Genomic DNA, 11,941 nt, shown 5'->3' with positions numbered 1-11,941 from the left:
ACTCCAGGGGGTGCAGGCGTTCACGTGCAAAAAAAGAGGCCATTTCGGCCCCTTTTTGTTATCGGCTTTGTTCAAATGGTCGTTGGGCGGCATCGCTAACGTCTTCAATAATCCCTTCAATGGTTGCCCCGGTCTCTTCCATCGCTTCGCCGGTTCCTTCTGCCAGGTCATTTTCGACGCCGCGTATATCGTCATAAACATCCTGATCGTCTGAAACGTACACTTCTTTGTCGGTTTCATCTTCCAATTCTTCACGGATGTTATCTACTGTTTCATCGCCATCACTGCCTGACGTTCTGACCCCTACAAGAACGTGATCATCGTCTTCAACTACATGGAAGTTCTCTACATTATCCATTTCTGAGACTGTTTGTTGAATTTCTGATTGTTCGCCATTGCCATTGCCGCCATTATTGCCGTTCATCATTCCACCGGGATGATCCATGGTTTGGTTTTGTTGACCCGTCCCGGTTCCTTGTTGACCCATTCCTTGGCCAGTTTGATTCATTCCTTGGCCTTGTTGTCCCTGTTGTCCTTGTCGGTCATCTACGGTAAACATATCCGTGATCGGCCCTTCACCGCGATCACCTCGAGCCGTTCGATCCCAGCCAGCATAACCTGCATCTTGTTGATCGGTTTGTTGATTCCCTAATTGGTTCACTCCGGTATTATTCCCAGGACCAGCGGCATTATCTGCATCCCCACATCCCGCTAATCCTGCTGTAATTACTGAAAAAGCGGCCAGCGAAAGTGCCATCTTCTTCATAAATTATAGCCCCCCTTCACTCTTTAAGTTGTGAAGAATAAAGGGGGCTTACACCTGTCAGTTCAAGGAAGTCAGGCCAAATTATTCGTACTCGTCTTCTGATTGCGGCCGCTTCTCCATTTGTCTCGGATCATACGGATAATACATACGTTCATCAAACGTCGGTTCATAATAAGGAACGACAGGGTAATAACCGTACATTCCTTGATCATACAGCGGCATGGCTATCGAAGGTGCTGCCGGCATTGGGTGCTGATACGGAGGTATGGCACTTGAAAAAACTCCATATTCCTGTTCTTCTGGGTTGTTTTGTCTATAACCCCCATTTCCATTCCCATATCCATATGCATGGTAATATTGATCATATCCTTCTTGAAATTCCGGCTGCTGTTGGTAACCTTCTTGGTACCCTTGATATGGTGAATACGGAGCTTCAGGGTGCCCTTGCTGGTAAACAGGGACGAAACAGTATTGCATCAAATGCGGCGGAACTTGTTGGCCTCCATGTTGATACGGCATAGGCGGATGTTGGGTAAACTGTGTGTGCATCCCGGTCGGTTGTCCGCACGTTTTACACGGTTGCTTTTTTAATTTAGGCTTTTTCATTGGCTGTTTCTTATACATCATTTCCTGTTCTTTTGGCGCAGGTTCTTTCTTCTCTTCATGCGCAGCAGGCTTTTGAAATTTCGGTGGCATTTCCATCTTCTCTGTTGGTGGTTGCTTCGGCATCTCTTTTTTTCCTGTCATAGGAGGGACAGACGGTTTTTTCTCTTTGGGTTTATCCGGTTTTTGCGGCGCGGGCTTTTGAAATTTCGGCGGCTTTTCCATCTTTTCTTTATCTTTTGGTTCGGGTTTCGGTTGTTTTTTTGGCACCTGCATGACCGGCATTTGTTTAGGCGGTGGTTTGACCGCGGGCTTTTGTTTTGTATCCGGTTTTTCCGGGGCAGGCTTTTCTTTTTTTGGCGCTTCCGGTTTTTGGTACACAGGCGCTTTTGGCGGTGCCTTCGGTGCTTTTGGTGTTTCCGGTTTTTTTGGTGCCGGTTCCGGTTTTGGTTTTTCCTTTTGTTCTTCCTTTACCTGGGGATCCACCTTCGCTTCTTTCTTTTCCGATTCTTTCTTTGCCGGTACTGTTTTTCCGGGAATTTTAATTTTCATGCCTGGCATGATCATTTCCGGATTTGCCAGTTGGGTATTCGCCCCTTTGACCTTTTCAAAATCGACATCATATTTCTGTGCAAGATTCCACAATGTATCGCCCTTTTGAACAATATGGATTTTCACGCTTTTATCCCTCCAGTTCACGTGGTTAGCCTTTTCCGCTTCCGTAACCGTACGACATCCAATACAACAATATGCGAGGAAAAAGGCGAGTATTCATTACCGGGCGATTTTAGAAAAGGCCTCAGAAAAAAGCGGAGACGCCATGTATGGGCAACTTCTCCGCTCCTTCCTTTTATACTGTTGACTCCGTTTCTTCATGGATGACGGCCGACGGGTATGAGCCGAGCAGCCGTGTACCACAGCCGATGGCCTTGATTTCTTCAAGCGCACCGGGGACCAATACATCATCGTACTCGTGGTCAATATCAATGATGAAAAAATAATGACCGATGCCGGTTTTCATCGGTCTTGATTCGATTTTGGAAAGATTAAGTTTGCGCCACGCAAAGGCGGACAATACTTGATGAAGCGCGCCGGAATAATCTGAAGGGAGCGTTACGACGATGGTCGTTTTTTTATTCGCATTCGGTCGGTTTTCCATGGATGTATTTCCCGTATTTCTTCTGGATAGAAACACAAAACGGGTATGGTTATTTACAAAATCATGGATATTCTCGGCGGCTATGGTAAGTCCATATTTTTTCGCTGCCAACCGGTTGGCAATGACCGCTCGCTCCAAGCTTGGGTCTTCGGCGATTTCTTGGGCTGCTTTAGCCGTTGATGACGCATGCATCCATTCAGCGGCCGCCAAATGGTTTGACAGATAGTCGTGGCATTGGGCAAGGGCATGAGGATGCGAGTAAACAGCCTTCATGCTTCGGCCGCCATTGTTAGGATGCACAAGCAAATGCTGGGCGATCGGAATCGCCAACTCCCCGACAATAGGGAGGTTATGCTTGTGTACGAGGTGGTCAAGCGTGATGTTTACCGATCCTTCAATCGTATTTTCCAATGGCACGACCGCACCGTCTACCTCATCATTTGCAAGCGCCTGCAGGCAACTCGGAATGTCTCTGTATGGAAAACGTTCAGCGGATTTTGAAAAGGCAGTAGCCGCCACTTCAGTGAACGTGCCTTCAGGGCCTAAATATGCTATTTTCTCCATATGGTTCCTCACTCTTTCTCCATCACTTAGCTTTATTTTCAGATCCGCTTCCGGATCCTACCAATTCAACTTTTTCCACGGCTTTCATTTCTTTTATCCGTTGCATCAGGCTTTTAACTTCAATATTTAACATCGTCGTATCTACCGTAAGCGTCACATTCGCCCGTCCTTGCAGTGGGATGGTTTGATTAATCGTGAGCACATTCGACTGTGTCTCTGCAACCATCCCTAATAACTTGGACAGCGCACCGGATTTATCCGTTAACAGAATGGAAATGGTAATGATTTTCGCCTGCCTCATCGTGTGAAACGGGAGAATAGCATCCCGATATTTATAAAATGCGCTGCGGCTGAGTCCGACTTTCTGAACGGCATCACCGATGGTTGTCGATGGCTCATTTTCGAGTAAGCGCTTGGCTTCGAGTGTTTTTTGCATCGCCTCGGTTAACATATCTTCCCGGACAAGGAAAAAATGATCGATATTTTCCGTCATCGAAAGCACCCCTACTCATCCATAAATTCAAATTCGATGCCCAATAAGCGCACAGTATCTCCATCTTTTGCACCACGTGCCCGTAAAGCCTCATCCACACCCATCTTCCGCAATGTGCGTGAAAATCTCCGTGCCGATTCCGGACGATTGAGATCAAGCATTTTCACCCGCCGTTCCAACGGTTCTCCGGATAAAACATAAGCACCATCATCGTCACGCGTAATCTCAAATGATTGCTCCGGCTGATAACGATACAGCACGTGCGAATCTTCTTCTTGTTCCGCCTCAGGGTCCGAGGCTTCATCCAGCACATCGGCAATTTGTCTGACCAAAGCGTCCAACCCGTCTTTTGTCAGCGTAGAGATACGAATGATTTGCACGTCCAATTGCTTCTCCAGCTTGCCCAGGGTTTCTTCGCTATCGGGCATATCTGTCTTATTCGCGACAACAATTTGCGGGCGATCGGTAAGAGCTTCATTATACTGTTTCAATTCACGGTTAAGCGTTTCAAAATCTTCATATGGATCACGGCCACTCATTCCAGATACATCAAGCATATGCACGAGGACACGTGTCCGCTCAATATGGCGCAGGAAGCGATGCCCAAGCCCTACACCCTCATGTGCGCCTTCAATAATCCCGGGAAGGTCAGCCATCACAAAACTCCGGCCATCCTCAGCAGCGACCACGCCTAAATTCGGGTAAATGGTGGTGAACGGGTAATCGGCGATTTTTGGTTTCGCTGCCGTAACGACAGACAGGAACGTGGATTTTCCGACACTGGGAAAACCAATGACACCGACATCCGCGAGCAGCTTCAGCTCCAAGGTGACTTCCACTTCAACACCCGGTTCCCCATTTTCGGCATGCTCCGGAGCCGGATTCGCAGGGGTGGCAAAACGTTTATTTCCACGCCCGCCCCGGCCTCCTTTTGCAACGAGACGTTCCTCTTTGTGCGTCACTAAATCAGCGATTAACGTTCCGGTTTGTTTATCTTTTATCATTGTTCCCGGCGGCACATCAACAATTAATGCGTCCACGCTTTTCCCGTGCTGGCTTTTCGAGCGACCATTTTCACCGTTTTTGGCCTTGAAATGATGTTGATAACGAAAATCCATTAACGTCCGCAGACCTTCGTCTACACGGAAAATAACGTCCCCGCCTTTGCCGCCGTCTCCCCCGGCCGGCCCGCCGTCTGGCACATATTTTTCTCGGCGATAGGCCACCATGCCGTTGCCACCATCGCCTGATTTTACAAATATATTAACGTAATCGGTAAACATCTATCTCACCTCCACACTTCATTCACCTAATATTATCATCCACTTATTATAGCACATCAATTGCAACTTAATCGTACCGAAGTATGCAAAAAGAAAAAAGCACTCGTCTTCTCGACAAGCGCATGGTTTCATCGCCCATTTTACACGATTCTCGGCAGTGCACAAGCCGTTGAAGAAGGCTTTCACCCGGACAAAACGTGATTGGCCACCTCTCGGCCTTGACGCACACAATCCGGCAGCCCGACACCTCGATAAAACGTTCCGGCTACGTGTACCCCCGGATATTCATTGGCAAGTGCCGTTTCCCATGATTCTACCCTCGATTGGTGACCGATCGTGTACTTGGGCATTGCATTTTTCCAGCGAGTGACATCCGTAAACAACGGATTTTCGCGTATGTCCAGAAAGGTTCGAAGCTCATTTAATGTCTCGTCAACGATGTTCTCGTCCGTATCTGAAACGATCGTGTCGTTTCCTGGGCGTCCGACGAAACAACGCAAAAGAGCACTCCCATCCGGAACCAAATGCGGCCATTTATGATGCACAAGGGTCACCGCTTTTATAACGCCGTTGCCCTCTTCCCCTTTAGGAATGAGGAATCCGGTTCCATTCACCGGCTCCTTAAGTGACGAAGAGGGGAACGCGAGTGCTACAGTGGCAACTGACGCACCGGACAAAGCTTTCATCTCTTCGCGGACCGATAACGACGGCAATGCATTGGCAGCCGTTTGATGCGGAACAGTGAGTATTACCTTATCCGCTTCTGTTTTCATTCCGTCTGCAAAATGAAGATTGTACCCTTTCCCTTCCGGAATGATTTGCTGCAACTGTTTTCCCCGATGGATCGTACCTTTCGAAACTGCCTGCTCCATCTCGTCGACAATGACAGACAATCCGCCTTTTACCGTACGGAAAAGCCCGGTTTTTTGACCGGCTCCCGTCGACTGCTGCCGTTTTTTCGCCATGGAACGGGAAGCAAGAATTAGACTTCGGTGTTTGTTCCCCATTTGGCGAAATTGGGGAAACGTTGATTCAAGACTCAAGTCATTGAGATCACCTGCGTACAACCCGGATAACAAAGGTTCCAACAAATGGTCTACCAACTCATCTCCAAAACGCCTTCGGAAAAAAAGGCCGAGGGATTCATCTGTGTCTTTCGATTTTTTTGCAGGCAGCCATAAATCCGCGGCTGTACGCATTTTCCCTTTTTTCGACAGTAATGGAGTGCGGAGAAAAGGCGCCACCTTAGTAGGGATGCCCATCACGGATCCTTCTGGGATTGGGTGAAATTCACCATTACTCGAAATATATGCCTGACCGGTATGATTTTTGACGAGCTGGTCGCTTAAACCCAATTCCTCAACGAGAGCAAGCATTTCCGGCTTTCGAGTGATGAAAGAATCCGGACCGCGCTCAAACGTAAATCCGTCACGGTGAACCGTTCTGATTTTACCGCCGAGCGCGGCTCCCTTTTCATAAAGATTCACCTCTATTTGCCTTCCTCTCTCTCTCCGTTGCTTTTCTATTTCATGCAAGGCAGCAAGTCCGGTTATCCCCCGCCAATGATCGCGATCTTCATGCTTCATTCAACTTCAAGCGCTTGATAATGGCGTCCTTTAAGCCTGCAATAAACATAGGATCCGTATTCGGCATTGGGGGGCGCTCGTAGTGTACTTCGAGGTCATCCGTAACGATTTTGCATTCGATGTCATTATCATACAGCACTTCCAAATGATCAGCCACAAATCCTACAGGGCAATAAATAAACGTTTCATACCCTTTTTTCTCATAGAGCGTGCGCGTTAAATCCTGAACATCGGGACCTAGCCATTTGTCAGCCGTGTTTCCTTCGCTCTGCCAGCCAATCTCATAATTTTTAACGTCTGCAGCTTCTGCAATCAAGCGAGAGGTTTCCTTTAGTTGAGAAACGTAAGGATCATTATCGGTGAGAATTTTTTCAGGCAAACTGTGCGCCGAAAAAATAACAACAGAGGTGTCTTTATTGACCCGCTTATATACCTGTTTAAGTTGTTCGCTCCAAAACTGTAAAAACTTCGGCTCTTTATACCAGCTTTCCACGGCATGGATGGTTGGTCCGCCAATCTCTTCGGCCTTCTCAAGCGCGCGTCCATTATAGGATTTGACGCTAAATGTTGAGTAATGAGGAGCCAGGACAATCGAAACCGCTTCTTCTATGCCATCTTCTTTCATTTGTGCAACGGCGCCTTCGATAAACGGATCGATATGCTTGAGACCGAGATAAGCTTTAAATGATTTGTCGGTGGAGTGTTCGTTGAGCGTATCCTCCAATGCTTGCATTTGTGCGTCTGTAATGCGCGCGAGAGGAGATATGCCGCCGATCGCCTTGTATCGGTCAATGAGATCGTCCAACGCCTCCTGGGTAGGCGGGCGGCCGTGGCGAATATCTGTATAGTACGCTTCCACTTCATCCAGACTCCTCGGTGTTCCATACGCCATGACTAATAACCCAATGTTTTTCTTTTCCATCTCTTTACGGTCCTCCCTATTGTCCTGCTGAATAATTGTGCACAAAATCAGTTAGTCGTTTCAATGTTTCCGGTTGAACACTTGGAGTAACCCCGTGGCCAAGATTAAAGATAAAAGCCGGGTCATCGCTTGTTTCATCAAGAATTTGCTTTGCCCTTTTTTCAATCACTTCCCACGGTGCATGTAAAACAGCCGGATCAAGGTTTCCTTGCAATGCTTTTGTAATCCCCATATTACGGGCTTCCGTGACTGAAGTTCGCCAATCAAGCCCAATGACATCAACCGGGAGATCATTCCATTCAGGTAACAAGTGTCTCGCACCCACACCGAACGTAATCAGCGGCACTCCTTCCGAACGGAGAGCAGTAAATATTTTTTCCATCGCCGGCTTGATGAACAAACGATAATCAGAAGCATTCAATGCGCCAACCCAGGAATCAAAGATTTGAATCGCCTGCGCGCCCGCGGCAATTTGTGCTTTCGTATAAGTAATGGTCATATCTGCCAGTTTATCCATCAGCAATGTCCATGTCTCCGGATTTCCATACATCATTGCTTTTGTCTGCTCGTAATTTTTCGATGGTCCTCCTTCGACCATATAACTAGCCAATGTGAACGGGGCACCTGCGAATGAAATTAACGGCACCTGCAATTGCGTCCGTAACAACCGAATGGTTTCAAGCACATAATCCACATGCGCTTCGGGGTCCAGTTGATGCAACCCTTCCACATCACGCATCGAACGAACCGGTTGCTCAATCACCGGTCCGACACCAGCTTTTATCTCAACGTCAACTCCGAGTGCCGGAATTGGCGTCATTATATCCTTATAAAGAATGGCAGCATCGTTTCCATATTGCTCAACGGGCAATCTGGTGACATACGCAGCCAACTCAGGGTCATGAGTAATCTCGAATAGCGAATATTTCTCTTTCAACGCCCGATATTCCGGTTGCGAGCGCCCAGCCTGCCTCATATACCATACAGGCTTTACACTCCCACCCTCCCCTTTAGTTGCCCGAATGAAACGATCGTTAGTTGTGGCCACCGCGAACATCCTTTCATCTTCTCTTCAAAATTACGTCCATTTTGGTCTTGTGGAGAACAAAAGGTAAGAACGTATTCTACTCCTTTTGTATCACAAACAACTGCAGATGTCTTGTCTGAGCCTTCTATATGAGCGATTGTTCATAAAATCGTAGAACCTATTCGAAAAGAAATACGTTCCTATAATCCGTATTAGAAAGCCAAAATATCTCCCACCCAACTATCCATCGGGTGGGAGTCTGTCCTACATGTTTAATGGAGAAATTTCCCTTTATCGGGAACAGCCACTTGATCAAAATCCCGGATCAAAGTTTCAAATTGGGAATGCAACTCTTGGCCGAACATGGGAACGCCGTGGCCCGGAACAATCATTTCTGGATTAAGATTATATAGTGTTTCTGCTGAGTTTTTCGCCGCCTCCCAATCAGTGGTCAGATACCTCGGGGGACCTTGAAGCTCTTGTGTTTGCTTATATACTTTGTTCAGTTCGTCTTGTTTAACAGTAATCACCGCGTCTCCCGAAACGAGCAAGCGGTCGCTTTCCCTAAAAAGCGCAATATGGCCCGGGGCATGGCCGGGGGTATGCAGCCATTGCCACTCGCCCAGGTAAGGCACCTTCCCTTGCTCGGGAAGCTGTTGCACTGCGCTTCCTAGCTGAATGGCTTCATTTGGAAAGGCGGCCGATGATTTTGCAACAAATCCTCCCTCAACGCTGGTATCAGGTTCGGAATAATTTTTTTGTCCGGTTAAAAACGGTAACTCAAGGTTATGGGCATAAACCGGCACCTGCCATTCATCTACCAATGCTGCAACTGCGCCGACATGGTCAAAGTGACCATGCGTAAGAATAATTGCTTGAGGGGGAGTGAATTGGCCAAATTCGTTTTGCAAAGCAGTGATTAGATCATCTTTGCAATTGGGCATGCCCGTATCCACCAACACCCAGTTGCTCGTCACATCCCCGATGAAACAAACATTTACGATTTTTATCGTCAGACAATGTACATCCGTCGTCACTTGTTCCAAGAGCCCATTGTTTTTCGACGTCATAGGCAGCTTAACTCCGGAAGGTCCATAAAGCGCTTGCTCTTGTTCCTTCATAACACGTCCTCCTAGAATGATAAGTTCAAGATCTCTTATGCAATGTTTTGCAATAGCCTCAGTTATTGTTTGTTGACGAATTTGCTTTTATGTAGGAAAAAAACCCCCGGTAGTCGCCTGTGTTTACATTAATTAGCTTCGTAGCTATCGACATGAAACGTTCATGGTTCGTGTAACACCATCCCTAAATAGAAATCGGCGCCACCGGTTTATGGTGACGCCGCTCCCTCAGCTCTAGAACCACGACGCGAGGTGAACGTCCGCAACATTCGATGGTTCGCCTTCTTGGCCGGTTTGAGGATTATATGGCACAACCATATATTCGTTTAACGAGAACATATTTGCCCCGCTGACGGTGTACGAACCTTCTCCTTCCACTTCACCGACTTTATTTGACTCGTCGCCATCCACTTCATAAATATTATACACGAGCCTTTCGTCTTCGGGTTCCGTCCACTGCAATTCCACATTCAGAAACCCTTCTCCCTGCAATGTCAATCCTGCCGTAAGGTCATCAACAGCCGCCATTTGGACAGGAGCTTCCAGCTCTTCAACGCCATCAGGCTTTCTAAATGCAACTGCTTCTTGGTCCACCGTCTCATGATTCAAAATCGATTTGAACATCGCTGTAGGATAGCCGCTTCCGCCTTCTAAATATTGCTCTTCCGTCGTTTCATCATGCCCCATCCAAAGAGCGCCTGTGTACCGAGGCGTATAGCCGACAAACCATGCATCGCGATTAGCCCCTTCGACTCCGTCAAATCCGGTCGTTCCGGTTTTGCCCGCCAGTGCATGGTCAGTTTCTCCACTTTGACCCGTGCCTTCATCGACGACACCCTCCAACATCCGTGTCATATACCAAGCATCTTGATCACTCAGCAAACGCTCGTTTTGGCTTTCATGCACAAATAAATCTCTGCCATCGCTGCTTTCAATTTTAGAGATAAAATAAGGTTCGGCTTTTACCCCATCGTTGGAAAAAATCGTATAGGCTTCTGCCATGTCCAAAGGGGACACTCCTTCTGAAAGTCCTCCCAATGCAACTGACAAGCCCTCATCCTCAAATGGGTGCACCGCTTGTTCCGCCCATTCTTTCCCTTGCTCGACCCCCATTTGATCAAGCAACCAGACTGCAGGAGCATTCGCCGACTGGACAATAGCGTCTCTCATCGTCATTGATCCACTGTATTCACCGCTTATATTTTGCGGCGCATAATCATCATAATCTTCATAGACAATTTCCTCGTCTTTTAACATGGAATATGGCTTGTAATCTCCGGAATAAAGCGCAGGTGCGAAAACCGAAATCGGTTTGAATGCCGACCCGGGCTGCCTTGAGACGAGGGCGCGATTCAACCCTTTCCGCACATAGTCCCTGCCGCCGTGAATCGCTTGCACCGCGCCAGTTGAATTGTCGAGTAACACAAAGGACGCTTGCACGTCTTCACTGTCCCCGGGGAAATGATCTTGGTCTTGCATCATTTCATGGGAAGCTTCCTGCATTTCGCCATCAATCGGCAGCTGGATGGTATACCCCCGTTGATCAGTTCGTTTTCACTGAGATCGAAGCGGTCACGCCCTTCCTCTATAACCATATCAACGTAGGTGTAGAGGGATTCGTCCATTGTTGGTTTTTCATGTAAATCCGGAGAAATAGGTTCTTCCGAAGCGACTTGCTGCTGATTTTCATCAATAAACCCATGTTGTTCCATCAACGCAAGTACAGTATTGCGCCTCACCTCCGCTTCTTCCACATCCGAAGCCGGAGAGTAATGATACGGAGCTTTCGGAATCGCGGCCAGCAAAGCACCTTCTGCTACGTTTAATTCGCTTGCCGGTTTATCAAAATATGTTTCTGCCGCACGCTGGATTCCGTAAGTTCCATGGCCAAAATAGATTTGGTTTAAATACATTTCAAGGATCGTTTCCTTGCTATATTTTCGTTCCAGATTCATGCTGATCAACACTTCTTTTGTTTTACGCATCCACGTTTGATCTTGGTCCAGAAAAACGTTCTTTGCCAGTTGTTGGGTCAGTGTGCTCCCCCCTTCTACCATAGCACCGGCAAGGATGTCTCGATAAAGCGCACGCCCAATCGCCCAAATATCAATGCCTTGATGTTCATAAAAGCGATGATCTTCGACAGCAAGAAACGCTTCCTGGACATGATCAGGCACTTCATCTATTGATATATTTTCACGGTCTTCGGTAAACAACCGCCCCAATTCCTCTTCATTTTCGTCGACCAAGGTTGTCGTCTCAGGGAAGTCAAGCTTGTCTTCATCCACCATAATGCTGCCGGCAATCAGTGCCAACGCATAGCTGCCAACCGCAATAACAAGCGTGGAAAGAATAACAACGATCGTTATATATAAGCTTTTATTAAATCGTTTCATCTTCGTAGGCTGTCGGAGATT

At 47.4% G+C, this 11,941-nt stretch carries 12 protein-coding genes; 1 reads left to right on the top strand and 11 read right to left on the bottom strand.

The features are described 5' to 3' along the window. Positions 1-58 precede the first annotated feature (58 nt). From EPH95_RS17945 to obgE, 5 genes are all read right to left on the bottom strand, one after another. Complete coding sequence (locus EPH95_RS17945; protein ID WP_142091312.1) at positions 59-766, bottom strand: YhcN/YlaJ family sporulation lipoprotein; 708 nt, start codon at positions 764-766, stop codon at positions 59-61. Between the two features lie 81 nt (positions 767-847). Next, on the bottom strand, positions 848-2,047 hold the full coding sequence (gene safA / locus EPH95_RS17940) for a SafA/ExsA family spore coat assembly protein (protein ID WP_142091311.1): 1,200 nt from the start codon (positions 2,045-2,047) through the stop codon (positions 848-850). Between the two features lie 172 nt (positions 2,048-2,219). Beyond that, entirely contained in the window at positions 2,220-3,092 is an 873-nt protein-coding gene (gene pheA / locus EPH95_RS17935) for a prephenate dehydratase (protein ID WP_142091310.1), read from the bottom strand. Positions 3,093-3,114: 22 nt separating this feature from the next. Further along, positions 3,115-3,585 (bottom strand): ACT domain-containing protein, encoded by a 471-nt coding sequence (locus EPH95_RS17930; RefSeq protein WP_142091309.1) that lies wholly within the window; start codon positions 3,583-3,585, stop codon positions 3,115-3,117. 11 nt (positions 3,586-3,596) lie between these two features. Further along, the gene (obgE, locus tag EPH95_RS17925) at positions 3,597-4,868 is read right to left on the bottom strand and encodes a GTPase ObgE (RefSeq protein WP_142091308.1); all 1,272 of its coding nucleotides are present in this window, start codon (positions 4,866-4,868) and stop codon (positions 3,597-3,599) included. A gap of 60 nt (positions 4,869-4,928) precedes the next feature. Here obgE and EPH95_RS19360 point away from each other — a divergent pair, with 60 nt between their 5' ends. Next, positions 4,929-5,069 carry a hypothetical protein gene (locus tag EPH95_RS19360; RefSeq protein ID WP_227003976.1) on the top strand — a complete coding sequence of 47 codons (141 nt, stop codon included), beginning with the start codon at positions 4,929-4,931 and terminating at the stop codon, positions 5,067-5,069. Here the strand turns inward: EPH95_RS19360 and hemG are convergent. The 6 genes from hemG to EPH95_RS19350 all read right to left on the bottom strand — a co-directional run bounded on the left by hemG (position 5,051) and on the right by EPH95_RS19350 (position 11,920). Next, positions 5,051-6,454 carry a protoporphyrinogen oxidase gene (gene hemG, locus EPH95_RS17920; RefSeq protein ID WP_142091307.1) on the bottom strand — a complete coding sequence of 468 codons (1,404 nt, stop codon included), beginning with the start codon at positions 6,452-6,454 and terminating at the stop codon, positions 5,051-5,053. The genes EPH95_RS19360 and hemG overlap by 19 nt on opposite strands. Continuing rightward, complete coding sequence (gene hemH / locus EPH95_RS17915) at positions 6,444-7,376, bottom strand: ferrochelatase (protein WP_142091306.1); 933 nt, start codon at positions 7,374-7,376, stop codon at positions 6,444-6,446. Before hemH ends, hemG begins: the two co-directional genes overlap by 11 nt. Before the next feature lie 16 nt (positions 7,377-7,392). Continuing rightward, positions 7,393-8,424, bottom strand: a complete 1,032-nt coding sequence (gene hemE, locus EPH95_RS17910) for a uroporphyrinogen decarboxylase (RefSeq protein WP_227003975.1) — start codon at positions 8,422-8,424, stop codon at positions 7,393-7,395. Positions 8,425-8,675: 251 nt separating this feature from the next. After that, positions 8,676-9,524, bottom strand: a complete 849-nt coding sequence (locus EPH95_RS17905; protein ID WP_142091304.1) for an MBL fold metallo-hydrolase — start codon at positions 9,522-9,524, stop codon at positions 8,676-8,678. Between the two features lie 234 nt (positions 9,525-9,758). Then, on the bottom strand, positions 9,759-11,006 hold the full coding sequence (locus EPH95_RS19355) for a transglycosylase domain-containing protein (protein ID WP_227003974.1): 1,248 nt from the start codon (positions 11,004-11,006) through the stop codon (positions 9,759-9,761). Continuing rightward, positions 11,003-11,920, bottom strand: a complete 918-nt coding sequence (locus tag EPH95_RS19350) for a transglycosylase domain-containing protein (RefSeq protein ID WP_227003973.1) — start codon at positions 11,918-11,920, stop codon at positions 11,003-11,005. Before EPH95_RS19350 ends, EPH95_RS19355 begins: the two co-directional genes overlap by 4 nt. Positions 11,921-11,941: the final 21 nt, after the last annotated feature.

The sequence above is a fragment of the Salicibibacter halophilus genome (genome assembly GCF_006740705.1).
GTDB lineage: Bacteria > Bacillota > Bacilli > Bacillales > Marinococcaceae > Salicibibacter > Salicibibacter halophilus.
Note: the sequence above shows the minus strand (reverse complement) of the source record. Positions and strands in the feature narration are given on the sequence as shown.